Origin of the sequence: Pseudomonas bohemica (genome assembly GCF_002934685.1) — a bacterium.
GTDB lineage: Bacteria > Pseudomonadota > Gammaproteobacteria > Pseudomonadales > Pseudomonadaceae > Aquipseudomonas > Aquipseudomonas bohemica.
This window is the reverse complement of sequence record NZ_NKHL01000105.1, coordinates 11,839-36,108: the sequence shown is the minus strand read 5'-3', so window position 1 is coordinate 36,108 and position 24,270 is coordinate 11,839. Positions and strand designations below refer to the sequence as shown.

The 24,270-nt window shown below is 61.2% G+C and carries 17 protein-coding genes; 12 read left to right on the top strand and 5 right to left on the bottom strand.

Annotation, left to right across the window (positions count from 1 at the left end; genetic code table 11):
* The first annotated feature begins 151 nt into the window (after positions 1-151).
* Entirely contained in the window at positions 152-949 is a 798-nt protein-coding gene (locus tag CE491_RS12170; RefSeq protein WP_234407583.1) for an NAD-dependent protein deacetylase, read from the top strand.
* Between the two features lie 147 nt (positions 950-1,096).
* Here the strand turns inward: CE491_RS12170 and CE491_RS12165 are convergent, their stop codons facing one another.
* Positions 1,097-2,206 carry a DUF2817 domain-containing protein gene (locus CE491_RS12165; RefSeq protein ID WP_110948594.1) on the bottom strand — a complete coding sequence of 370 codons (1,110 nt, stop codon included), beginning with the start codon at positions 2,204-2,206 and terminating at the stop codon, positions 1,097-1,099.
* Positions 2,207-3,425: 1,219 nt separating this feature from the next.
* Here CE491_RS12165 and CE491_RS12155 point away from each other — a divergent pair.
* The 8 genes from CE491_RS12155 (at position 3,426) to CE491_RS12120 (ending at position 14,143) form a co-directional block, all read left to right on the top strand.
* Entirely contained in the window at positions 3,426-4,262 is an 837-nt protein-coding gene (locus tag CE491_RS12155) for an energy transducer TonB (RefSeq protein WP_110948592.1), read from the top strand.
* Positions 4,263-4,311: 49 nt separating this feature from the next.
* Positions 4,312-5,019 carry a MotA/TolQ/ExbB proton channel family protein gene (locus tag CE491_RS12150; protein ID WP_110948591.1) on the top strand — a complete coding sequence of 236 codons (708 nt, stop codon included), beginning with the start codon at positions 4,312-4,314 and terminating at the stop codon, positions 5,017-5,019.
* The gene (locus CE491_RS12145) at positions 5,019-5,420 is read left to right on the top strand and encodes an ExbD/TolR family protein (protein ID WP_110948590.1); all 402 of its coding nucleotides are present in this window, start codon (positions 5,019-5,021) and stop codon (positions 5,418-5,420) included. The genes CE491_RS12150 and CE491_RS12145 overlap by 1 nt, the downstream gene beginning before the upstream one ends.
* Positions 5,421-5,614: 194 nt before the next feature.
* The gene (locus CE491_RS12140) at positions 5,615-8,356 is read left to right on the top strand and encodes a TonB-dependent receptor (protein ID WP_199885075.1); all 2,742 of its coding nucleotides are present in this window, start codon (positions 5,615-5,617) and stop codon (positions 8,354-8,356) included.
* 153 nt (positions 8,357-8,509) lie between these two features.
* Positions 8,510-10,453, top strand: a complete 1,944-nt coding sequence (locus CE491_RS12135) for an extracellular solute-binding protein (protein WP_110948589.1) — start codon at positions 8,510-8,512, stop codon at positions 10,451-10,453.
* Position 10,454: 1 nt separating this feature from the next.
* Positions 10,455-11,525 (top strand): microcin C ABC transporter permease YejB, encoded by a 1,071-nt coding sequence (locus CE491_RS12130; protein WP_110948588.1) that lies wholly within the window; start codon positions 10,455-10,457, stop codon positions 11,523-11,525.
* Positions 11,525-12,547 carry an ABC transporter permease gene (locus tag CE491_RS12125; RefSeq protein WP_110948587.1) on the top strand — a complete coding sequence of 341 codons (1,023 nt, stop codon included), beginning with the start codon at positions 11,525-11,527 and terminating at the stop codon, positions 12,545-12,547. The genes CE491_RS12130 and CE491_RS12125 overlap by 1 nt, the downstream gene beginning before the upstream one ends.
* 9 nt (positions 12,548-12,556) lie before the next feature.
* On the top strand, positions 12,557-14,143 hold the full coding sequence (locus CE491_RS12120) for an ABC transporter ATP-binding protein (RefSeq protein ID WP_110948586.1): 1,587 nt from the start codon (positions 12,557-12,559) through the stop codon (positions 14,141-14,143).
* 141 nt (positions 14,144-14,284) lie between these two features.
* On the opposite strand, the gene CE491_RS12115 is transcribed toward CE491_RS12120, so the two are convergent.
* The 4 genes from CE491_RS12115 to CE491_RS12100 all read right to left on the bottom strand — a co-directional run bounded on the left by CE491_RS12115 (position 14,285) and on the right by CE491_RS12100 (position 19,232).
* A complete protein-coding gene (locus tag CE491_RS12115; protein ID WP_110948585.1) occupies positions 14,285-14,941 on the bottom strand; it encodes an ATPase in 657 nt (218 codons plus the stop codon).
* A 109-nt stretch (positions 14,942-15,050) separates the two neighbouring features.
* Entirely contained in the window at positions 15,051-16,199 is a 1,149-nt protein-coding gene (locus CE491_RS12110) for an MFS transporter (protein ID WP_234407581.1), read from the bottom strand.
* Between the two features lie 157 nt (positions 16,200-16,356).
* Positions 16,357-18,426, bottom strand: coding sequence for a maltose alpha-D-glucosyltransferase (gene treS, locus CE491_RS12105; protein WP_110948584.1), 2,070 nt, complete (start codon positions 18,424-18,426; stop codon positions 16,357-16,359).
* 158 nt (positions 18,427-18,584) lie between these two features.
* On the bottom strand, positions 18,585-19,232 hold the full coding sequence (locus CE491_RS12100) for a LysE family translocator (RefSeq protein WP_110948583.1): 648 nt from the start codon (positions 19,230-19,232) through the stop codon (positions 18,585-18,587).
* Between the two features lie 302 nt (positions 19,233-19,534).
* Here CE491_RS12100 and pdxR point away from each other — a divergent pair, with 302 nt between their 5' ends.
* The 3 genes from pdxR to CE491_RS12085 all read left to right on the top strand — a co-directional run bounded on the left by pdxR (position 19,535) and on the right by CE491_RS12085 (position 24,206).
* Positions 19,535-20,968 carry a MocR-like pyridoxine biosynthesis transcription factor PdxR gene (gene pdxR, locus CE491_RS12095; protein ID WP_110948582.1) on the top strand — a complete coding sequence of 478 codons (1,434 nt, stop codon included), beginning with the start codon at positions 19,535-19,537 and terminating at the stop codon, positions 20,966-20,968.
* Positions 20,969-21,218: 250 nt separating this feature from the next.
* Positions 21,219-22,325 (top strand): Gfo/Idh/MocA family protein, encoded by a 1,107-nt coding sequence (locus CE491_RS12090; protein WP_110948581.1) that lies wholly within the window; start codon positions 21,219-21,221, stop codon positions 22,323-22,325.
* A 297-nt stretch (positions 22,326-22,622) separates the two neighbouring features.
* The gene (locus CE491_RS12085; RefSeq protein WP_110948580.1) at positions 22,623-24,206 is read left to right on the top strand and encodes an aldehyde dehydrogenase (NADP(+)); all 1,584 of its coding nucleotides are present in this window, start codon (positions 22,623-22,625) and stop codon (positions 24,204-24,206) included.
* Positions 24,207-24,270 lie beyond the last annotated feature (64 nt).

Sequence of the window (24,270 nt, the reverse complement as noted above, 5' to 3'; positions counted from 1 at the left end):
CCGCCGGCAAGCCGTGGCGCCACAGATGTACCGCCTTGATCTACCTCGTTTAGTATCACGCCATTCCTCCACCCGCCACCGCCACGCACACGAGGACCTGTAGATGCTCGATACCGCTGCCCATTCCAACGTCGAATCCCTGCTGTATTGGATGAACCAGCGTTCGTTCGTGGTGCTCACCGGTGCGGGTATCAGCACGTCTTCGGGGATTCCTGATTACCGCGACAGCGAGGGCGTGCGTCGGGGGCGGCAGCCGATGATGTTTCAAGAATTCCTCAATGACCCGCAGGCGCGGCGGCGCTATTGGGCGCGGGCGATGCTGGGCTGGCTCAGGGTTCGCGCGGCGCAACCCAACGCAGCTCATGAAGCGCTGGCGGCGCTGCAAAACCACGGCGTCATCAGCGGCGTGATCACACAGAACGTTGACACCCTGCACGATCAGGCCGGTAGTCGCGATGTGATCGAGTTGCACGGCAGCCTGCACTGGGTGCTGTGCCTGGATTGCCATCAGCGTACCGAGCGCGATGTGATTCAACTCACGCTCATTGAGCAGAACCCGTATCTGGCAGGGGTCGATGCGGTGCAGGCGCCCGATGGCGACACGCTGCTCGATCCGGCTTTCGAGGAGCGTTTTCAAGTACCCCACTGCCCCCATTGCGGCGGTGGGCGGATGAAGCCGGACGTGGTGTTCTTCGGTGAAAACGTCGCGCCGCCGACTGCCGTCAAGGCCATGACCCGGGTCGAAGAGGCTGACGGGTTGCTGGTGGTGGGTTCGTCGATAATGGCCTTTTCGGCATTTCGCCTGTGCCGCAGGGTTGTCGATCAGGGCAAGCCGCTGATCGCGATCAACCTGGGCAAGACGCGGGCCGATGAGTTGCTGGATCTGAAGATCGGTGGGCCCTGTGAGGTGTTGTTGCCGGAGTTGGCGCGGCGGCTGATCGAAGTCTGAAACGGATTACTGACACCACGCAAAACCACTGTGGGAGTGAGCTTGCTCACGAACGCTGACTTCCGGACGCAGGATATATCGTGGATTTCAGGGCGTTCGTGAGCAGGGTCACCCGCGCAGGGTTGGCTAGCCGATGCAGGATTCGCGTTAGCGCTTGATCCCCGGCAGCGCGGCCAGCGCCCGCTCCCACACTTGCCGCGTTCTGACCCACACCACCTCCTGCCAATCCGGATCCGCTGGGTAGAACTGCTCCAGCAGCCCCTGTTTGATCCTGCGTCCGGTTTCATCCAGCGGGTCGCCATACAGATGCAGCCAATGGTCGTCGCGCAGATGCCCGTGCACCTGGTCGCCCGCATACGTGCCGCACTCAATGACAAACGGCATCAGATGCACGCCGGGCAAGGTGTCCAGCAGCATCTGCGAGGTGTAGCCGGTAGACGTCGCCGCCACACCGGTCGCGCTGACCTTGTTGGCCCCGGTGATCAGGGTGAATAGCCACGGCCCGAACAACGCTTTGGCATCCTCCAGTGCCAGATACGCCGATTGGACGATGCTCATCAGCATCGGGTGTCCATAATCCCCGGCGCCAGTGTGCAGATCGAAACATGCCGCCACCTCGACATCGCTCAGGTGCTTCTCGACGATGCTGCGCAACGTGCGGTTCGACCAGCTCGGGGCCTTCCCGCCGTAGAACAGCCCATCGGCATACGCGTATTGCCCCGCCTCCACCACCGACATCAATCCTGACCAGCCCTGCTCGGCGATGGCCGCGTTGAAAAGCGCATCGGCCTTGTCCCGCTGCGGCCCCTGCAACTGCTCACAGGCATAGATGGCATGCACATCGTGATACGCCCGGTTGTCGGGCAGCGGCTTGCTGAAATCCAGGTAATTGCGATTCTGGTCGAGATTGTCTTCGTTGACCCGACGCATCCACGCAGTACCCCAAGGGTTGATCAGATGAATCATCATTATCGCGACGCCCTCGGGCAGTGCGCGGTCCTTTAGGCTTTCCAGCCAGCGACTCTGGCAGTCCGAGCCGTAATAGCCCTCCACACCGTGGGTGCCGCTCAGCGCCACCAGCACACGCTTGGCATCGGGCGCGCCCAACCAGGCGACATCGGTGAACAACGCTTCGCCAAATGGGCCGGCCGTCGGATGCGGATATTCGCTCAGGATCGCGCCCGCCTGCGTTGCCGCCTTTAGAAAGCGCTCGCGCAGCCGGCGATAACCGGGCTTTTCGGGGAAAAACTGGCTCATCAAAACCCTCATGGATAAAGGCAAAACAACCGTCCCCGCAGGCTCTGGGCACAGTCACGCGGCCGACGCATCAAAAATGTTACAAAAGCACAGCTTTTTGGCACATTTATTTCAAGTGGAACGGACGTACCACGAGAGCACGCCCCATTCAGGCTGAAAATCGTGAGTCTACGCTGCCCACCGGTGCGCAACACGCACCAAGGTGCAGGAAACGGACATTACCCCGTCCAATAATAGTGCAGGACGCGAACCAAAAGTCTGGCGTCCATCGAGAAGGAATTCGATACGTGTCTCACATGTCTATGCTATCGGTACCAAAACTGCATCACGCCTCGCGCCGCCCATTCGCCAACGTCGGTGACTCGTCCGCTTGGCGCCGCTCGCTTGACCCCCTCCGTATAAACCATCGACCCGGCACGTTCTTGCGTCTGACTTTCTGATTTCCACGTATTCGAGATCTTCAACGCCAGGACTGGCGTTTGTCTGCTCTTTTATTTTTTGCGTTCAGCGACATGTCGCTTTTTTGTTTATGGGTTCTGACGGAAAGACAACAATCACGCAATTTATATAAACGGGACATTCCCGTATAGAAACAGCGCACATAGTAAATCGCCATCATTTATTAGTTGGTGGAACCCGCTCGACCCAAACAAAGGCATTACAACTCTACGACCCTGCAGCCACACTTTCACAGGAAGCGCCCCATGCGAAGTTAGTACCTCATGCACCAATTCGACGCTCCGTTCGCGAGTTTGGTGCGCCGTTTATAAGCCGTGAATATATCGACCTTGGCGAAGTATCTTGCGCGATGTCGAAGGGCGCGATCACCCTGGATTTTTTCAATTGGTTCCAATGGTTCCTGTCAACTCACATCGGAACTAATCTGCGATTCGATAAAAAGTTACAGGAATGCGACATCAGCACCCGGACTGCGCAAAACTACGCGCCAGAGGGCCTGCATGGCATAGCGGTTGCTAAGAGTGGCTATGTACCCACGCAGCTACACCGCCGTACATAACCGTACACGACAACAAACCAAGGATTAGCGATGCCGTCTCCATAGCCATTACAGCAACATCTCTTCCGATATAAAGCTGACACTACCCTGTCTGCTTGCAGGTGTTTTGCGCCTTATGAAAGTGCAAGCATCAGGCATTCGAACATTTACCCAATGTTTGAACGGACTCTTATTGCCCTTCAACTACCCGAGGGAGCTTTAATGAACGACGCGGTAAAGACGAAAGCAATGCCAGAACCGTCCCCGGATGAACTTTCCAGGGTGTGGCCGAGCATTCCTTTCAAGGAAAACACTTCACGTCCTGGCGGGTTGAACAGGCCGCAAGTGTTGATATTGATTGCCGCTTCGGTCCTTATTCATGGCGCCATCTGGTGGTACATGCAAACAGCAAAATCCGAAGTACCGGAAGTTGCCCCGCAAGTGCCTGAGATGACGGTCGAGCTGACCAGCCCGACGCCGCCGACGCCGGAACCACCACCTCCCGAGCCGCCGCCACCGCCACCGCCCCCACCTCCTCCGCCGCCTCCAGAACCGGAACAACCGGTGGAGGACCCGGACGCCGTCAAACCGCCGCCCAAACCGGTGGACAAACCCAAGGTCGAGAAGCCCAAACCGGTCAAGAAACCGGAGCCGGTGAAGAAACCGACCCCGCCTGCGCCGCCCGTGCCCGCCGCACCGAGCACGCCTGCGCCCGCGCCGACCCCTGCCCCAGCGCCTGCTCCGGCAGCCCCCGCACCTGCTGCACCGGTCAAGGAATCGGCTGCGATCTCGGGGCTGGCGAGCCTGGGCAATCCGCCACCGGAGTACCCCGGCGCTGCTTTGCGCAAAGGCATGGAAGGTCGAGTGATCCTGCGCATCAAGGTCTTGCCCAACGGCCGCGCAGGGAGCGTCGAGGTGACCAAATCCAGCGGCAAACAGGTGCTGGACGACGCGGCAGTGGAAACGGTGCGCAACTGGAAGTTCATTCCGGCCAAGCGCGGCGACACGCCGATCGAGGGCTTCGCGACCCAGACCATCGATTTCAAGTTGCCGGAATGACCGGCAGGCAAACCACAGACAACTCTTATATAGCTGGTGAGGTGAAACCATGAACGAATCTCTCTCTTCCATGATTGTCCCTGGCGTGCTCTGGGCGCTGGTGCTGTTTTCGGTGCTCAGTTGGGCACTGTTGCTGATCAAGTCCGCGCAATACCTGCGCCAGAAGAACCAGAACAGACAGTTCACCAAGGCCTTCTGGACCGCGCCAGATCTGCTCACCGCCGCCGAACACGCCACGCAATACCCCGGCGCCCTGGCGCGCATCGCCAATAGCGGTTTCGAGGCGATGTCCGTGGAAGAAACCCCACGCACCACTCAGCAGCTGGCCCACACCATCAACCGCTCGGACCGTCTGGAGCGCAACCTGCGCCAGCAGATCCAGAAAGAACGCCGCTCGCTGGAAGCCGGGCAAGCCATCCTCGCCAGTATCGGCAGTACCGCGCCTTTCATCGGTCTGTTCGGCACCGTCTGGGGGATCATGGAGGCGCTGCAGAGCATCGGTGCCAGCGGCTCGGCCAGTCTTGAAACCGTGGCAGGCCCTATCGGTCATGCCCTGATCGCCACCGGCGTGGGGATCGCGGTCGCGGTACCGGCGGTGCTGATTTACAACTTCTTCCTGCGCCGCCTGAAGCTGGCCGTGGCCGACATGGACGACTTCGCCCATGACTTCGACGCCCTGGCCCAGCGCAGCGCCTTCGCAATCAACCGTCAGCCGATCGCCCAAAAGAATGGCCAGACCGTTCGGGAGGCGAGCTGATGTCTTTCTCTACTCAAGACAGCGACGAAGTACTCAGCGAAATGAACGTCACGCCGCTGGTGGACGTGATGCTCGTGCTGCTGGTGGTGTTCATCGTCACCGCGCCGCTGATGACCAACGCGATCAAGGTCAACCTGCCGAAAACCGACGCCGTCGCCCCCGCCGAGAAGAAAGACCCGGTGGTGGTCAGCGTCGATCAGGACGGCAAGTTTTACCTTGCCAAGTCCGAGATCGCCCCGGAGTCGCTGGAAGTCAGCCTCAAGGACGTCAAGGCCAAGGACCCGGAAGTTCGGGTGCAATTGCAGGCCGACACCAGCGTCAACTATGGCCAGGTGGCCAAGGCGATGGCGTCCATCGAGCGCTCGGGGATCACGAAGATTTCGGTGATGACCTCCAAATGACGCGCGCATGAACTGAGGGCTGCGCCAGACGCGGCCCTGCACACCCAACTCCCGATGTACCGGCCGTCCGTGGATTTGCCATGGAGGGGAGCGGCTTGCTTGAAAAACGGATTTCCCGACCGCCACAACCGCGTCGGAGCAACGAGGGCTCACAAGGCCATTTCAATAACGTCTGGAATAAATCGGAAATTACCATGCTGATGAGTTTTCCTGGTTTTACCCTCAAGCCACTGGCTATCGCGGTACAACGCCATCCACGGGCCCTGATTTGTGCCTTGGCGATGGGCATGGGATCGGCGTATGCCGCCGACAGCGCCGACGCCACTGGCGGCAATGACGTGGCCCCGGCCAGCGAAGCCGCGGTGCCGGTGGCCGCGGCGGCAGTGCCGGCCACAACCCAGTTGCAACGGGTTGAAGTGACCGGTTCGGCCATACGCCGGGCCGACGCGGAAACCGCGGTGCCGGTGACGATCCTGCGCGCCGAAGAGCTTAAAAAGCAGGGCGTGACCACCACCGAACAGATGGTTCAGCGAATTACCGGCAGCCAGTCGATGTACAACAGTTCAGGCTCGGTGGGCGCCTCCACAGGCGGCGCGTCGTACGCCGACATGCGCGGCATCGGCGCCAACAAGACCCTGGTCCTGCTCAATGGCCGCCGTCTGGCCAACAACGCCCTGTCCGGCGTCGGCACACCCAATGGCAGCGCCATCGACCTGAACATGATCCCGTTCGCCGCCATCGACCGTATCGAAGTGCTGCGTGACGGCGCATCAGCGCTCTATGGCACCGACGCTATCGGCGGTGTGATCAACTTCATCACCAAGAAGTCCTTGACCGACGGCACCCTGAGCTTGGGCGGCGACACGCCGACGGCAAGCGGTGGCGGCGCCAGCAAAGACGCAAGCGCCAGTTGGGGCTTCGGTGACCTGGACGAAGACCGCTTCAACGTGATGGGCGTCTTTAACTACAACAAGCAGCAGAACCTGGACGCCAATGATCGCGGCTTCGCGAAGGATTACGCGCCCGGACGCGGCCTCGACCAGACCTCGGGCACCGCGTTTCCCGGCAACTACTATCAGGGCAACAACAGCGCCAACCCACTCGGCCCGAACTGCGCAGGCCCCAGCCTGGTCGGCGTTAACGGAGTGTGCCGGTTCAGCACCCGCGAGTACATCGATCTGGTTCCGCAGACCGAGAAAACCTCATTCTTCGGCAGAGCCACCGGCAAGCTCGCCGAAGACCACAACGTCAGCCTGGAATACTTCTGGGCTCGCAACAATAACGCCACCAGCATTGGTCCTGCACCGCTCACCGGGCTGAGCATCGACCCCTCCTCGCCGTACTACCCGGGCAACGGCATCACCCCTGGCCCGACCAGCTTCGACCTCGACCCGACTCAACCGGTGGATACCGCCTGGCGTGAAACCGCGGCGGGCGCTCGTGGCAGCAAGGACGAGAACACCAGCCAGCGGCTGCTGCTGACCTTCGACGGCACCGTCGGCGGTTGGGACTACAACGTCGGCGCGTCCTACAACCAGAACAAAGTGATTTCCTCGGTCACCTCCGGCTACGTCAGCGATTCGGCGCTCAAGGCCGGTCTTGCCAGCGGCCTGCTCAACCCGTTCGGGGCGCAGTCGGCAGCCGGTCAGCAATACATCGAAAACGCCGCCTACCACGGCGAATACTCAACCGCTGTCGGCCGTGTGTATGGTTTCGATGGGAAAATAAGCCGCGAGATCGGTGACTGGTTCGGCGCCGGTGAGGCGGGTCTGGCACTGGGCGGCGAATACCGCAAGGAGAAGCTTCACCAGAACTACGAAACCTTTGTCGACGACATCAGCAGCCTGGGGCTGGACTCGGCCGGCACCGTGTCCGGTGATCGCAGCGTCAAGGCCCAGTACGCCGAGCTGAACGTACCGGTGCTCGACAGCCTGGAACTGTCCGCCGCCGTGCGTCACGACAAATACAGCGACTTCGGCAGTACCACCAACCCGAAATACTCGTTCCGCTTCCAGCCGTTCAAGGAACTGGTGATGCGCGGCGCCTACAGTGAAGGTTTCCGCGCACCATCGCTGTATGAACTCTACGCCCCACAGAGCCTGAGTTACAGCCAGGGCTATTACGACGACCCTACCCTCTGCGCCGGTGGCACGGTACAGCCTGGCGGTCAGGCCGGTCGCGACTGTAACCAGCAGTTCCTCAACCTCAGTGGTGGCAACGCCAACCTGGCGCCGGAAAAAGCTCGCAACGTGACATTGGGCTTCGTTTATCAGCCGATCAACAACCTGTCGATGGGTCTGGATTTCTGGTGGATTCACATCTCCAACCAGATCCAGTCGTTCCCCGAATCCACGGTGTTCAACCAGTCGGACCTCTACGGTGATCGCATCATCCGCAATGCCGACGGCTCGATCGCCAACATCGTGACCGGCAACTCGAACCTGGGCATCGTCAAGACCAGCGGTGTCGACGTCACCCTGGATTACCGCTTCCCGAACACACCCTATGGCCAGTTCGGCGTGGGTCTGACCGGCACCTATGTCGACCGCTATGACTTCCAGAACACCATCAACGGACCGTACACAGACAAGGTCGGGGACTTCCAGGGCGACGGCGTGATTGCGCGCTGGAAACATGTGTTGATCGGCAGCTGGACACTGGGCGACAGCCGGGCATCGCTGACCAACCGCTTCACCAGCGGTTACAACGATTACGACCGGGCCACCAACGGCAACGTGCCTTCGTATTCGTTGTGGGACCTGTCGGTAGGTCACACCTTCGAGAAAGTGCTGGATGTCGACGCTGGAGTGAAGAACCTGTTCGACCGCGATCCGCCGTTCACCAACCAGGCCTACAACTTCCAGTCCGGCTATGACCCGCGTTATGCCGATCCACTGGGCCGCACCCTGTTCGCCAAGGCCACGTACCACTTCTAAGCGACATCCTTCGTTGCGCTCCTGCTCCGGCGTAACGAAGTCCTTCTGCGAAATCGCGCCCCCGGCTTCAAGGTCTCGTCCACCTTTCTCCGGCCGGGGGATTTTTCCCAGCGCTTTGAGTGCGCAGCCCTGCAAACCAAGGATTGCCCGAACATGTGCGTTTCCCCTCTTTCGTTGCGACGCCTGCTCCCCGGCATCGCACTGCTGTATACGGTGGCGTTTTTCATCTCGTTCCTGTCCGGGGTGCCGCTGGCGATTGCCGCGCCTTTGCATGCGCTGACCGTGTACGGCGAGCCGCCCAAATACCCGGCCGATTTCAAGCACTTCGATTACGTCGACCCCTATGCGCCCAAAGGCGGATCCCTGAGCCGCGCGGCCGAGGAAATCGGTCAGTACAACTACCTGTCGCCCTATGTCGATCAGGGCATATCAGTGAGCCAGATCGACACCTGGGTCTATTCGCCACTGGCCTATCGTTCACTGGACGAGCCTTACACCGTCTACGGGCTGGTCGCGGAAAAACTGGAACGCGATCCAGACAATATGTGGGTGCGCTTTTACCTCAACCCCAAGGCACGTTTCGACGACGGCACCCCGATCACCGCCGAAGACGTGCGCTACACCTACCAGACCCTGATCACTCAGGGCAGCTTCAGCTATCGGCCGTTGTATGGCGACGTCAAGGACGTGGTCATCGAAGCACCGGGGCAGATTCGCTTCGACTTCAAGAGCAATCTCAATCGCACCCTGGCGCTGGATCTGGCGAGCATGCGGGTGCTGCCGGAGCACTGGTGGAGAAACCGCGACTTCGCCAAGGGCGGCGGTTTCGAGCCCCCGCTGGGCAGCGGGCCGTATCGGGTTTCCCGGGTGGATGCCGGGCGCAGCGTGAGTTTTCAGCGGGTCAAGGACTGGTGGGCCAAAGACCTGTCGGTCAGTCGCGGGTTGTACAACTTCGACACGCTAACGGTGAATTTCTACGGTGATGTCGACGTCGCCCGGCAGCTGGTTCAGGCGGGCAGCTTCGACTATAACCGCGAGTTTTCGTCGGCCGGATACGTGGTCGGCTACACCGCGCCGACGCTGCAGGATGGGCGACTGCAAAAGACCATTCTGGCGAAAAAGCGCCCGGTGGCGGGACAGGGTTTTGTGTTCAACCTCGACAAGCCGATGTTTCAGGACCGTCGCGTGCGCGAGGCGCTGGCCATGCTCTGGGATTTCGAGTGGATCAACGGCCAGATCATGCGCAACTTCTATGTGCGCGAAGAGAGCTACTTCCCCAAGAGCGAAATGGCCGCCACCGAGCCGCCGGACGCTCAGGAGTTGAAGATTCTCGAGCCGCTGCTCGGCAAGATCCCCGATGAAGTGTTCAGCCAGGTCTGGCACGCGCCGAAAACCGATGGCAGCGGCTACATTCGCGACAAGCAGCTCAAGGCGCTGAAGCTGCTGGCCGACGCCGGTTGGCAGGCGAAAAACAATCGGCTGGTCAATGCTTCAGGCCAGCCACTGGAGTTCACCTTCCTCGACGGCCAGGGTGGTTTCGAGCGGCTGGTCCTGCCGTACAAACGGGTGCTGGCGCAGATCGGCATCACGTTGAATTTCCGCAGGGTCGATTCGGCGCAGTACATGAACCGGCTCAACGCCCGTGACTACGACATGATCGTGGTCACCCTGCCCAACAACGGCAATCCGATCCTGTCGCCGGGGCGGGAGCTGTACAACCTGTTCGGTTCCCAGAGCGCGCGGCAGATCGGCAGTTCCAACGCCATGGTGCTGCGCGACCCTGCGGTGGATTCGCTGATCGATGGCCTGGTGGCGGCCAACAGCCGCAATGACATGCTGCATTACGCCCATGCGCTGGACCGGGTGCTGCTGTGGGGTTTCTACATGATTCCGAATTACTACTCGCAAGGCACCCCGGTGGTGTACGCCAACCGTTTCGGCAAACCGAAGGTCGAGCCGATCTACGACGTAGGCCTGGAAAGCTGGTGGCAGGTCAGCCCGACGCCCTTGACCAATGAGCAGATGGCCGCGCGCCTGGCGCCGCAAACCAGTGCGCAATCCACCGCACAGCCCGCTATAACCTCGGAGGCTCGCTGAGATGCTGGCGTATGCATTGCGGCGTCTGCTGCTGATCGTCCCCACCCTGTTGTGCATTCTGGTGGTCAACTTTCTCATCGTGCAGGCGGCGCCCGGCGGTCCCGTCGAACAGGCGATTGCCCGAGTACAGGGCCTGAGCCCGAACGCGGGTGTCGGGGGTGGCGGCGCAGAAGTCGCGGCGTCCGGCAGTGCCAGCCGCAGTTCGCAGGGGCTGGACCCTGAGTTGGTCGAAGCGATCAAGCATCAGTACGGTTTCGACAAGCCGATGCACGAACGGCTGTGGCTGATGCTGACCCACTACGCGCAGCTGGATTTCGGCAGCAGCTTCTTTCGCGGCGCGACGGTCACTGGTTTGATCGCCCAGAAGCTGCCGGTCACCCTCTCGCTGGGGCTTTGGGCGACGCTGATCACCTACTTGGTCTCGATCCCGCTGGGCATTCGCAAAGCCGTTCATCATGGCAGCCGCTTCGATGTCTGGAGCAGCACGCTGATCATCGTCGGCTACGCGGTGCCCGCGTTTCTGTTCGCCATCCTGCTGATCGTGGTGTTCGCCGGGGGCAGCTATCTGAGCTGGTTTCCGGCGCAGGGGCTGATCTCGGATGACTTCGACAGCCTCTCGAGCCTGGGCAAGGTGCGCGATTACCTGTGGCATCTGGTGCTGCCGGTCAGTGCGCTGGTGCTCGGCGGGTTCGCCACCCTGACGATCCTCACCAAAAACAGCTTTCTCAACGAGATCAGCCGCCAGTACGTGGTCACCGCCAGGGCCAAGGGCCTGAGTGAACGTCGCGTGTTGTACGGCCATGTGTTTCGCAATGCGATGTTGCTGGTGGTCGCAGGCATACCTCAGGCGCTGATCGAGGTGTTTTTCGCCGGCTCGCTGTTGATCGAGACCATCTTCGGCCTGGACGGCATCGGCCGCATGAGCTACGAAGCGGCGGTATCGCGCGACTACCCGGTAGTGTTCGGCACGCTGTTTCTGTTCACCCTGTTCGGCCTGCTGATCAAGCTGGTGGGCGACCTCTGCTACACCCTGGTCGACCCGCGCATCGACTTTTCCGCGAGGAGCGCCTGATGTTTGAGTTTTCACCGCAAAGCAAACGGCGCATGGCCCATTTCAGGGCGAACCGACGAGGTTGGTGGTCGCTGTGGATTTTTCTCGCGCTGCTGTCGATCTGCCTGTGCGGCGAGCTGATCGCCAACGATCGGCCGCTATTGGTCAGTTATCAGGGCAACCTGTATTACCCGACCTTGCATCAATATCTGGAAACCGATTTTGGCGGTGAGCTGCCGTTCGAGCCGGACTACGCCAGCGACTACGTGCACAGACTGATCGAGTCCAAGGGCGGCTGGATACTGTTCGCGCCCATTCCCTTCAGCTACGACACCGTCAACTACGACCTTAAGGAGCCGTCGCCCAGCCCGCCCAGCGCGCGCAACTGGCTGGGCACCGACGATCAGGCGCGGGACGTGATGGCGCGGGTGCTGTTCGGCACCCGGGTGTCGATCCTGTTCGCCTTGCTGTTGACCGCCATCAGCACTGTGATCGGCGTGTTCGCCGGGGCGATACAGGGCTACTACGGCGGGCTGGCGGATTTGATCGGTCAGCGCCTGCAGGAAATCTGGTCGGGGCTTCCGGTGCTGTATCTGCTGATCATTCTCTCCGGTTTCGTCGAGCCGAATTTCTGGTGGCTGTTGGGGATCATGGCGCTGTTCTCCTGGCTGGCTCTGGTGGACGTGGTGCGTGCCGAGTTCCTGCGCGGGCGCAATCTGGAGTACGTCAAGGCCGCCCGCGCCCTGGGCTTGACCGACAGCGCGCTGATGGTGCGCCATATCCTGCCCAATGCCATGACCAGCACCCTTACCTATTTGCCGTTCATTGTGACCGGCGCCATCGCCACCCTGACGGCGCTGGATTTCCTCGGTTTCGGCATGCCCGCGGGCAGCGCTTCCCTGGGCGAACTGATCGGCCAGGCCAAGCGCAACCTGCAAGCCCCCTGGCTGGGCCTGACCGCGTTTTGCGCCTTGGCGCTGATTCTTTCCCTGTTGGTGTTCATCGGCGAAGCCTGCCGTGATGCCTTCGACCCGCGAAGCTGAGGATGCGCCATGAATGACACATTGATCGACATCCGCGGGCTGCGGGTTGCCTTCAACGGCAGCGAAGTGGTGCACGGCATAGACCTGACCATCCGCCGTGGCGAGTGCCTGGCGCTGGTGGGCGAATCCGGCTCGGGCAAGTCGGTGACCGCGCATTCGATCTTGCGCCTGCTGCCTGCCCGAAGCGTTAGCACGCAAGGCCATATCCTTTACGACGGCGTCGATCTGCTGCACGCCAGCGACGCCCAGTTGCGCCAACTGCGCGGCAACCGCATCGCCATGATCTTTCAGGAGCCGATGACTTCGCTCAATCCACTGCATACCGTTGAAAAGCAGATCGGAGAAATCCTGGCGATGCATAAGGGCCTCAAGGGCAAGGCTGCTCGCGAGCGCACGCTGCAATTGCTGGAGCTGGTAGGCATCCATAACCCGCTGCACCGGCTGAAGGCCTATCCCCATCAACTGTCTGGTGGCCAACGGCAACGGGTGATGATCGCCATGGCCCTGGCCAACGAACCGGATCTGTTGATCGCCGACGAACCGACCACAGCGCTGGATGTGACGGTACAGGTGAAGATCCTCGAACTGCTCAAATCCCTGCAGGCCCGTCTGGGCATGTCGCTGTTGTTGATCAGTCATGACCTCAATCTGGTACGACGCATTGCGCAACGGGTTTGCGTGATGCGCGGCGGGGAGATCGTCGAGCAGGCCGACTGTCAAACCCTGTTCACCACCCCACAGCACCCCTACAGCCGCCTGCTGATCAACGCCGAACCCGACGGTGAACCGGTACCCAGCGTGCATCCGCAGACCTTGCTATCGGTGGACGCGCTGAAAGTCTGGTTTGCCCTGCCCAAACCGCTGTTCAGCCGGGAAAGGCAGTACATCAAGGCAGTGGACGGGGTGAGTTTCGAGTTACTCAAGGGCAAGACGCTGGGAATCGTCGGCGAGTCCGGGTCGGGTAAATCGACCTTGGGTCAGGCGATCCTGCGGCTGATCGACTCCGAAGGCAGCATCCGTTTTGGCAACAAAGAGCTGAGCCTGCGCAGCCAGCAATTGATGCGCCCGCTGCGCAAACGCATGCAGGTGGTGTTTCAGGATCCGTTCGGCAGCCTCAGCCCGCGCATGACCGTACAGCAGATCATCGCCGAAGGCTTGCTGACCCACGGCATCGGCACCTCGCAGGAACGCGAGCAGACCGTCATCCGGGTATTGCGCGAAGTTGGCCTGGATCCGCAGAGCCGGCATCGCTACCCGCACGAGTTTTCCGGCGGCCAGCGTCAACGCATCTCGATTGCCAGGGCGTTGGTGCTGGAGCCGGATCTGATCCTGCTCGACGAACCGACGTCGGCGTTGGACCGCACTGTGCAGAAACAGATCGTCGCCCTGCTGCGTGACCTGCAGATCCGCCACGGCCTGACCTATCTGTTCATCAGCCATGATCTGGCGGTGGTCCACGCACTGGCCCACGACCTGATCGTGATCAAGGATGGCAAGGTGGTCGAACAAGGGGCGTCGCGCAAGATTTTCGCCAATCCGCAACAGGCGTATACCCAGGAATTGTTGAAGGCGTCGGGGCTGGTGTTTGGACGGTAATGCTGAGGTCCATTCGGCCGATGGCCACCCTCGGCATGTAGGTGTTCGCTTGCCCATGATCGCGATATCTCTATGACATGTTCGTCATTGGACACATCTCAATCGCGGGCAAGCGCGCTCCTACAGGTGTGCCATCGAAGCTTAGGACTGGGCCTTGATCAACGCCTGCAACGAGGCATCGAATTTCTGCAAGGCATTGACCTGCACATTCCGCTGTTCATTGATCTGCGCGGCGATTTGCGGCGCGCGTTTGGTGTGGGCCCAGATCGGCGACATGGACTTGGCGTCGCTGCCCTCGGCCTTACCAATAAACTTGAAATCGCTGTCGAAGAATTCAGCCGAGATGCTCGCCTGCACGTCCGAACTGCGCTCGGTGATCAGCTTGTTGCGGGTGTCGAGCAGCACGATCACGTCAGGGCGCGCAGCCAGCACGGCATCCAGATTCTCGTAGAATGCCACCGACGCGAACTGCTTCTCCAGGGATTCGGCGAACCCGTTGATTGCAAGCTGGGGATCGGAGCTGTTGACGTAGGCGTCGGTGATCCGGCTATCCGTCAGGCTGGCGACGACGCCGGTGCGTACCGCGGCGTTGTAGCGCTCCATGTAAGCCAGGCTGGCGACGGTGTTCTGGGTGAAGATCACGCCAACGGTCTGGGTGTGCTTGAGGGTCACGCTGGAGGCCGGAGCCGACCCACGAAGTTGGGCGTCCTGCTCGTCGGAATAACGCGGTGCTCCAGGCACGGCACAACCCGCCAGCACGGCGATTAACGCAAACAGGGCAGTAATTCGAAGTTTCATCGGGCTTTCTCCAAAGGGGGCTCAAGGCGTGGGGCCATCGTGAGCCTTCGATGAAAAAAGCAGAACTCGACTCGATCAATGATGAACATTGATCAAAGCAATAGTGAGCTTAGCCGCGGGCCATCGCCCTCGCGCTCAGCACTTGCGCCAGCAGCAGCGCCCCCACGCAGAGCAGTGCGTCCCGCAGACCGATGGCGTGGGCCGCGAAGCCGATCAATGCCGGGCCGAGCAAAATGCCGCAGTAGCCGATGCCGGTGATGACCGCGATGGCCAAGCCTGCGGGCATCGCCTTCTGCGCCCCAACGACGGAACAGTACACCGGGAAGGTGTTGGACAGCCCCAGCCCGATCAAGGCGAAGCCCGAAAAAAACAGCGGCCACGGCTGCAGCAGCACCGCCATGGCGAACCCGAGCATGACCAGCAGGCCACCGCCGATCAGCAGCTTCACCGCGCCAAAACGCTTTCTCAGGTAATCGCCGGAAAATCGGCCAGCGGCCATCGCCAGGGAGAACACCGCGTATGCTCCTCCGGCAACCGCCAGATCGATCTGATGGGCGCGGTTGAGGAACACGGCGCTCCAGTCAAGGATGGCCCCCTCGACCAGCAGCGCGATAAAACACAGCACCCCAATGATAAGCACCCTGACCGATGGCCAGGCGAACGGGGCGGCGGGATCATCGGCACCATGAGGCACCAGACGCGGGGCATGCCAGAGCAAAGTGGCAGCGACGATCATGACTACCACAGACACTGCCAGCAAGGGCGATGCACCCGCCCATAACAGCAGGCTCATGAGCAGCGCGCTGGCGATGCCGCCCAGGCTGAACAAGCCATGAAAGCCCGACATCAGCGGGCGGCCGTGATCGCGCTCCACCATCAACCCCTGCACGTTCATCGACACATCGATGCTGCCCAGGCCCGCGCCAAACACAGCCAGGCTCACGGCCAAAGTGCTGAATGACGAGAGCGTGGCCAGCAGCGGCAACATCGCGCAGATCAGCAGCCCACCCACCACCGCGACAAAACGACAGCCCTTGCGGGTGGTCATCGCCCCGGCCAGCGGCATGGCCAGCATCGAACCCAGGCCGAAGCACAACAGCAGCAGGCCCAACTGCGCCTCCTCAAGCCCTGCTCGCTCCCGGGCGAACGGTACCAGCGGGGCCCATGCGCCGAGCGCCATGCCGGACAGCAGAAAGGTCAGGCGATAGCTCAACAGGTGAATGAGCGTGGGAGTTTTGAGGGGTTGGGCGATGGACAAGGGGTATCAATCCGAAATTCAAGGTTTAAAAGGATGTGATTGCGCCGCAGAGCTTCGGATCGACACAAAACTGTGTGGGAGACGTCTTAACCTTCGACGTCCCCCACACGTACAGCGGGGTTGCGCCCATTGGCGTCAAACAATGCATGCAGAGCCGTTACATCATCGGCGCAGCCATGCTGACGACACGCAATGCCAATCCTTCATAGGCGTCCAGGGTGATAGTGAACTCGCCCGCCTCGGTCAGATCGCCCTCGACACGCTCGTTGATAATGTCCACTACGGGCCCCGGCGCGATACCCGGCAGGTGCAGTGTTTCGACGATGGATTCGGCACTGAAATTGAGCGCGGTAATCTGCGTGCCCTTCCCGGCCGGCAGCTCATGAACCATGATCAACAGGCCCGGATGCTCAACGTCCGGAATCAGGATCTGGCGGCTGGCAGCGATGTCATAGGCGCGGCGCACGGCGAGGATTTTCTTCAGCTGCGAGGCGAAGGAATCCGACCGCTGGAGTTGATCCGGCAAGCTGCCATACAGCGTCTTGGGGCGTGGCATGCCACCGGCAGAAATGTCGGCGTCCGGGTCCAGGTCCACCAGATCGTAGGCGCCGCGATGAATCCAGCGCGTGTCGCCATCACCCATCAGGTGCGCGACCTGCTCGGCCGGCAGTGGCAAGGCCCCCACCAGATCCCAGCCCGACAAGGCAAACACCCCCGGCTGCATGGCGTTGAACATCACCAACAGCAAGTGGATGTGCTTGATTTTCTCGACGTCGGCATCGGTGATGCTGTCCAGATCGCGAATGCCGAGCGCGGCGGTGATGATGCTCGCGGTGGTGCAGGATACGCCGTTGGTCACGAACTTGAGGTTGTACGGTGCATGCTCACCGGCCAGATGCTCGTACATCTCTTCGCGAATGTGCTCGCGCAGGATGTTGCCGGGGAAAGTCTGGCCTTGATACAGGTACTGATCGTGGGCGTGCAGGGTCCAGAAATGCACCAGTTCGAGGGTCAGTTCGTCGTGGTTCTGCAAGGCGTGGATCAGTGACGCCGGGTCGATGCCGAAGTCATGCACTTGACGCAGCATCAGGCGCAGGAATTCGGTTCTGCCGGTCAACAGCGCGTGCTGGTAAGCAGGCCGGGTGATGAAATCATAGGACAGGTCGGCGCCACCGTGGGACATCGCGGCGATGTCGTCGATGGTCAGGTTCAACTCTTGAAAACTGAAGCCGCCCGCCTTGCGAATCGCGCCCGCCAATAGCTGGTTGCCGGTAATCGACAGCGGGTGACTTTCCGACCAGGCCGTGCCTTCGGCCTTGCGCTCGACACCGAGGAAGCCGTTGGCGTCCAGACGCAGCACCCGCGCGCCCATCACGTCGATCGCATGCAGCGCATCGCCGATGATCATCTGCTGCGCGGCGAAGCTTGGGTCCAGCCAGTTCAGCGATGGCTGGCCTTCCTTGAAATAGTGCAGATAGACCCAGCGCCGGGCCTTGCCGTCGACGCCAGTGATGACCGGTGTGGCGCTCCAGTCGGTTTCCTTGACGCCCGGTTCGAAGAAGATTACCCGCTGCAGCTGGCCGACGATGTAATGCTTGTCCCGCAGTGCATCGACGATGGCGGGCGGCAGGTTCACCGCGTCGCGGCCGGCAGGCACTTCCGGCAGCAGCGGCCAGTCCTCTTCCTTGATCTCGACCATGTGGTAGAGGCCCGGGTATTCCTCGTAAGCCAATTCGGCCAGGCGAAAATCCGCGCCCTTGCCGGTGTGGGAAGGAATCACGTCATCGACGATCACCGCGTTGTGCGCGGCAGCGATACGGCTGAGGTTGAGAAATTGCGCATCGGTCCCCAGTTCGGCGTCGACTTCGAAGCTGATCCGGTCGAAATTGCCGTCGATGCTGGGCGTTTTCTGCCGACCTTTCAGGCCACCGGAGGCTTTCAGCGGGCCGTTGTGGATACCTTGAATACCGATTTCCGACAGGGCATGCCAGAGCTTTTCGTCGCCCAGGGCTTCCAGAACCGAACCGCCTTCGCGGGTGATGATCGATGCCGGGTAAGCGGTGAACCATACCGAGGCAATTGCCGACGCGTCACGAGGACGGGCCTGGGCGTAGGGGCGTTGCCAGAGTCGGCCCTGGCCGCCATAGAGTTTGGCGCGTTGCTGTGCGGCGTGGAGCATCGACTGCTCAACCAGCCATTCCACGTATTGCTTGTCCGGTGTGGTCATAGGGTCCAGGGTTCCGCCTTCAAATAGATTGGAGAGGACGCCCAAGGCGCTTATGCGCGCGATTCGGGACGATCCTGTCTACGCCGTTGCTTATGTCTATGAGCGTTCATGGACGTAAACGTTGCATCGAAACTGAACCCGGGCTGCACCGATGCCGATCAAACCCGCGCGGCGTTGACGATGAACTCCTGATACCCCGACACAATCACGTACACCGCGAAGTAGCAAAAGATCGCCGCCGATACCCAATAGGAATACTTGAGCAGCCTGTCGCCCAACAGACGCCCGCCGTGGCTCGCGGCGAAACAGATGAACACGCACCAAGCCACGCCCGCACTGAAAAATCCGCAAAGGAAGAAGGCAGTGCTCAAGCTGCCATGTCCCCCCGCTCGCGAAATCAGCGCGCCGCCAACCGCCGCGAACCAGAGAATTGCGGTGGGTGAAGACACCGCCAGAAACACGCCTCGGGAAAATTCGCGCAAACCCGAGCGGTTGTCCGCATCACCGGCAATCGCCAATCCGCTGTGGCTGCTCAGGGCAGACAGCACCATCTTCATCGCAAAGCCAATCAGTAACAGCGAACCGCCGATCCACAGCGCCCAGCGCACCCATTCGTATTGCAACAGCACGGTCATGCCGGCCAGCGCCAGAATCGCGTAGAACAGGTCGCCGAAGCAGGTTCCCAGCCCTAGCCAGAAACCCTGCAGATACCCGCGTTGCATGGCCAGCGTAATCATTGCGATGTTGGCCACGCCAATGTCCAGGCACAGGGAAAGGCTCAGCAAAAAACCGCTGGTGAACTCCATTTTTGATATCCGTCCGGCCGCAGTGAAAAGAGGAGGTGAAAAAGACAGCGCGCAGGATAGCGGGATTGGACAGGTTTGCCGATGGCGACGTTGTCGCAAGGGTCAAGAACCGTGACGCTCTGCAGCAGCCGGCTTGCTGGCGAACGCGGTGTGTCCGCCGCCACAATGGGTGCAGACAGAGCGCCCGCCCGGATCGGCAGCGCTCTGGCAAACAGACGCATTTTTCCTCGCGCAGCTATGCCGATTGCGCGAGCGCTGAGTAGAATTCCAAATCGTGAACGCTGAGCTTGGGAGCCGTTGGCGTGGAACTTCACATTGTCATTCAAGGCCGTAAGGACCTTGCGAATCAGCTGTATGACCAATTGCGTGACAATATCGAGTCCGGGCGTCTGGCCGCGGGCGTGCAATTGCCCCCCAGCCGCCTGCTCGCGGCGCAATTGGGACTGTCACGCAAGACCATTTCCGACACCTACAGCCGCCTGACCTACGAAAACTATCTGATCGGCAAAATCGGCAGCGGCACCTTCGTCAACAGCGTAAGCGCCCACACCCCGCGTACTCGGATCAGCTCGGCGCTGGCCAGCCAGAAATCGGTGAAAAAATGGCAGGACATCACCCTGCCCCTGCGCCACCCGACGCTGGAAGACACGCTGCGCTGTGATTTCGTCGGTGGCGCCACGGCCAAGACCCAATTCCCCCACGACGACTGGCGACGCTGTACCCAATACGCGCTGCGGCAGATGGCCCAGGCGCGAGGCTTTTACAGCCAGCCGGAAGGCTTGGCGCCGTTGCGTAGCGCGATCGCCGGTCACATCGCCTTCGCCCGCGGGGTCAAATGTACGGCCGAGGATGTGGTGGTGTGCAACGGCGCGCAGCAGGCGCTGGACCTGATTGCCCGGGTCTTGATCGAGCCTGGCTGCACCGTGGCGATGGAAGATCCGGGCTACACCCCGGCGCGGCTACTATTCGCCGCGCAGGGCGCGAACGTGGTCGGAGTGGCGGTGGACAGCGAAGGCATTATCGTCGAGCAGATCCCCGAGAACGCGCATGCGATCTACGTCACGCCGTCCCATCAAATGCCGCTGGGCATGCCCATGAGCGTAGCGCGGCGTCAGGCGTTATTAGAGAAGGCCAGCAGGATCGGCGCGATCATCATCGAGGACGACTACGACAGCGAATTCCGCTACGAAGGACGTCCAACCGACTCGCTGCAGAGCATGGACCCGTTTGGCGTGGTGGCGTACGTCGGGACCTTTTCAAAAACCTTGCTGCCGGAACTGCGACTCGGTTACGCAGTACTGCCCAAGGTCATCCTCGAAGCGGTGACCAAAGCCAAACAGCTGACGGACTGGCACACCTGCACGCTGCCGCAGTGGGCGCTGACCAAGTTCATCAGTGCAGGTCTATTGAACAAACACATCCGCCGCTGCCACAGCATTTACGCCGGGCGCCGCGAGCGGATCCTGGCGCGCTTTACCGGGGATCTTTCGCCGTGGATGGAAGCGATTCCGTCCACCGCAGGCTTTCATATGGCGGTGATGTTCAAAGTGCCGATCAACCTGGGGTTGCTGGTCGAACTGGCGCGCAAGGTTGAAATCGGGTTGTACCCGTTGACCGGGTTCTACCACAACGTGCAGCCCCGTAACGGGCTGATTCTGGGATTCGGCGCGATAGAGACGCTTGACATCGATCCTGCGCTGGATCGGTTGCGCGCGTTGTTGATTCAGATCGCTTGACGGTAAACACCGCAAAACCTGCAGATGCCGACTTGCTGGAGAACGCGGCTTACATCGGCGCCTGATACGCTGAATGCACCAGCAAGCTCGTACAGTGATTGTGCTCATGCGCGTAGACGTATCCCGCAAATAGGCAATCTCGCGGCTGGCCGGGTAGCCACCCAGCGGCATTCGATGGAACTTCCAGACCTCGAGCCTGCCGACTAGAAAGGCACCGGACACACCGTCCGCTGACAATGGAGGCCCTCTCATGCCTGATTCAAACGGCAAGGTTCGTTACGCAGTCGTCGCAGGCGGCTGGATTTCCCAAGGCGCTTTCATGCCAGGACTGGAGCAAACCGACAACTCGGTGATGACTGCGCTGGTCACTGGGGATCCGGTCAAAGCCGACGAGCTTGCGGCCCTCTACGACCTCAAGAGTTATCACTACGACGATTTCCCCACCCTGCTGGGCTCGGGCGAAATCGACGCGATCTACCTGGCAACGCCCAACTTCCGCCACCGCGAATTCGCCGTTCCGGCCTTGGAGGCCGGCATCCACGTTCTGCTGGAAAAGCCAATGGCTGCCAGCGAAGAGGACTGCCTGGCCATCGCCGAAGCCGCGAAGCGTTCGGGCGCCAAGTTGATGGTCGCCTACCGCCTGCATTTCGAGCCCGGTACCTTGGAAATGGTCAACCGCGTGAGGTCCGGAGATATCGGTGAGCCGCGCCTGTTCACTGCGACGTTCGCCCAGACCACCGACCCTGCCAACCACCGCATGCAAAGCGGCTTTGCTGCCGGTCCGGTCGCCGATATGGGGCCGTATCCGATCAATGCCGTGCGCAGCCTGTTCGGTGCAGAACCTCTGGAGGTGCACGCCGTCGGGGTCAAGACGCCAGGGCGGGATATCAATACCTTCGACACCGTGAACATAACCCTGCGCTTCGCCGAAGAACGGCTGGCGACCTTTACCGTCAGCTACAGCCTGCCTTCCAGCGAGCGCTTCCAGTTGATCGGCACCAAAGGTGAATTCGAGGCCTCGCCGTGTTTTGGCTTTGGTGAAGGCGTGGCGATTGCGTACAGGGCGACCATCGACGGCACGACCACCGAACACAGTCATCCGGTGGTCGACCAGTTCGGCGGCGAGACTCAGTATTTTTCCGGTTGCATCCTGCAGGATCGCGAGCCTGAGCCGGATGGCGATGAAGGTTGGCGCGATGTGCGTATCGTTGCTGCCGTGGAACGCGCGTTGACCACCGGACAGCCACAGAAGCTGGAGCCGCTGCCGCAGCGTCCCGGCATCAGCATCGAGCAGGCGCGCAGGCTGCCGTTGGCCAAGGTGCCGCCATACATCAATACCGACGAGCCAAACGCCTGACTCCGGCTTGCAATCTGTAGAGCAACTTACCCGCGATGGTGTACTGTCGGTCACCTTCGCGGTGTCATACATTGCGCAGCGCGGCTAAGCCCGCGCCTACAAGGCGTGCGCTTGGCGCCGACCCGTGGTGCGTGCCGAATGTGCACACCTTGCGGGTATAAAATTGCAGTTATATGATGTCTGTTAACTTTCGATGACCCTTCGGGCCTTTTCGTCTTCACGCTTCATGCAACCTCACGGATTCCCTGTCAGGCGCACCGCCTGATCGTTTCGACCCAAAAATAACAGGAGAAGCAGATGCCTAATGTTCTCGGCCAGAACTTCATCGGTGGCGCCCGTAGCGGCCTCGGTGAAGCGCGCCACAAGAGTCTGGATGCCACCACTGGCCAAGCCCTGCCCTACACCTTCCATCAAGCCACCGACGGCGAAATCGACGCCGCGGCCCTGGCTGCCAAAGAAGCTTTCCTCCAATACCGCCAGCTGAGCCCGGCTCGCCGCGCGGAGTTCCTCGACGCCATTGCCGACGAACTGGACGCGCTGGGCGATGACTTCGTTGCGCTGGTTTGTCAGGAAACTGCATTGCCTGCCGGTCGTATCCAAGGTGAGCGTGGTCGCACCAGCGGCCAGATGCGCCTGTTCGCCAAAGTGCTGCGTCGCGGCGACTTCCTCGGCGCGCGCATCGATCAGGCGCTGCCGGATCGCAAGCCACTGCCACGGGTCGACCTGCGTCAGTACCGCATTGGGGTAGGCCCTATCGCAGTGTTCGGCGCCAGTAACTTCCCGCTGGCATTCTCCACAGCCGGGGGCGACACCGCCTCTGCACTGGCCGCCGGTTGCCCGGTGGTGGTCAAGGCCCACAGCGGCCACATGGCGACCGCCGATCTGGTGGGCCAGGCGATCGTCCGCGCCGCCGAGAAAACCGGCATGCCCAAGGGCGTGTTCAACATGATCTTCGGCAGCGGAGTGGGCGAAGGGCTGGTCAAGCACCCGGCCATTCAAGGCGTCGGCTTCACCGGTTCCCTGCACGGCGGTAACGCCCTGTGCAAGCTGGCGGCGGAACGTGCGCAACCGATCCCGGTGTTCGCCGAGATGTCGAGCATTAACCCGGTAGTCCTGCTGCCAGGCGCACTGGCCGCCCGTGGCGCGACCATCGCTGGCGAACTGGCAGGCTCCGTGGTCATGGGCGCCGGCCAGTTCTGCACCAACCCCGGCGTGGTGATCGGTATTCGTTCCCCTGCCCTGACCGCGTTCACCGAGCAGCTCAAAGACCACATGGGTGGACAGGCGGCGCAGACCATGCTCAACGAGGGCGGCCTGCGCAGCTACAGCAAGGGCGTGCAGAAGCTGCTGGACCACCCAAGCGTCACCCACCTGGCGGGCAAACCGCAGGAAGGCCGTCAGGCCCAGGCGCAACTATTCAAGGCTGATGTGAGCATGCTGCTCAATGGCGACGAATTGCTGCAGGAAGAAGTCTTCGGCCCGACCACGCTGCTGATCGAAGTCGCCGACGACGCTGAACTGAAAGCCGCCCTGCTGGCCTTGCGCGGTCAACTGACGGCCACGCTGATCGGTGAAACCGCCGATTTGCAGAAGTACCAATGGCTGGTGCCGGTGCTGGAAGAGAAGGTCGGTCGTATTCTGGTCAACGGCTACCCGACTGGCGTGGAAGTGTCCGACGCCATGGTCCACGGCGGTCCGTATCCAGCGACCTCAGACGCTCGCGGCACGTCCGTCGGCACCTTGGCGATCGACCGCTTCCTGCGTCCGGTCTGCTATCAGAACTACCCGGACAGCCTGCTGCCCGCGGCGCTGCAAAACGCCAACCCGCTGGGCTTGAAACGCTTGGTCAATGGCGAGTGGAGCAGCGACGTCATCGCTTGATGCGCGCTTGATCCGCTAAACGAAAAACGGCGCGTCCCGCACAGGACGCGCCGTTTTTTTATGC

Excerpts from the sequence above, each read along its gene's own strand:
- treS (WP_110948584.1), bottom strand. The coding sequence starts at position 18,426 with ATGACCACACCGGACAAGCAATACGTGGAATGGCTGGTTGAGCAGTCG.
- CE491_RS12125 (WP_110948587.1), top strand. The coding sequence starts at position 11,525 with ATGTTTGAGTTTTCACCGCAAAGCAAACGGCGCATGGCCCATTTCAGG.
- CE491_RS12120 (WP_110948586.1), top strand. The coding sequence starts at position 12,557 with ATGAATGACACATTGATCGACATCCGCGGGCTGCGGGTTGCCTTCAAC.
- CE491_RS12085 (WP_110948580.1), top strand. The coding sequence starts at position 22,623 with ATGCCTAATGTTCTCGGCCAGAACTTCATCGGTGGCGCCCGTAGCGGC.
- CE491_RS12145 (WP_110948590.1), top strand. The coding sequence starts at position 5,019 with ATGTCTTTCTCTACTCAAGACAGCGACGAAGTACTCAGCGAAATGAAC.
- CE491_RS12170 (WP_234407583.1), top strand. The coding sequence starts at position 152 with ATGAACCAGCGTTCGTTCGTGGTGCTCACCGGTGCGGGTATCAGCACG.
- CE491_RS12155 (WP_110948592.1), top strand. The coding sequence starts at position 3,426 with ATGAACGACGCGGTAAAGACGAAAGCAATGCCAGAACCGTCCCCGGAT.
- CE491_RS12100 (WP_110948583.1), bottom strand. The coding sequence starts at position 19,232 with ATGGAGTTCACCAGCGGTTTTTTGCTGAGCCTTTCCCTGTGCCTGGAC.
- CE491_RS12115 (WP_110948585.1), bottom strand. The coding sequence starts at position 14,941 with ATGAAACTTCGAATTACTGCCCTGTTTGCGTTAATCGCCGTGCTGGCG.
- CE491_RS12165 (WP_110948594.1), bottom strand. The coding sequence starts at position 2,206 with ATGAGCCAGTTTTTCCCCGAAAAGCCCGGTTATCGCCGGCTGCGCGAG.
- CE491_RS12135 (WP_110948589.1), top strand. The coding sequence starts at position 8,510 with ATGTGCGTTTCCCCTCTTTCGTTGCGACGCCTGCTCCCCGGCATCGCA.
- CE491_RS12150 (WP_110948591.1), top strand. The coding sequence starts at position 4,312 with ATGAACGAATCTCTCTCTTCCATGATTGTCCCTGGCGTGCTCTGGGCG.
- CE491_RS12130 (WP_110948588.1), top strand. The coding sequence starts at position 10,455 with ATGCTGGCGTATGCATTGCGGCGTCTGCTGCTGATCGTCCCCACCCTG.
- CE491_RS12140 (WP_199885075.1), top strand. The coding sequence starts at position 5,615 with ATGCTGATGAGTTTTCCTGGTTTTACCCTCAAGCCACTGGCTATCGCG.
- CE491_RS12090 (WP_110948581.1), top strand. The coding sequence starts at position 21,219 with ATGCCTGATTCAAACGGCAAGGTTCGTTACGCAGTCGTCGCAGGCGGC.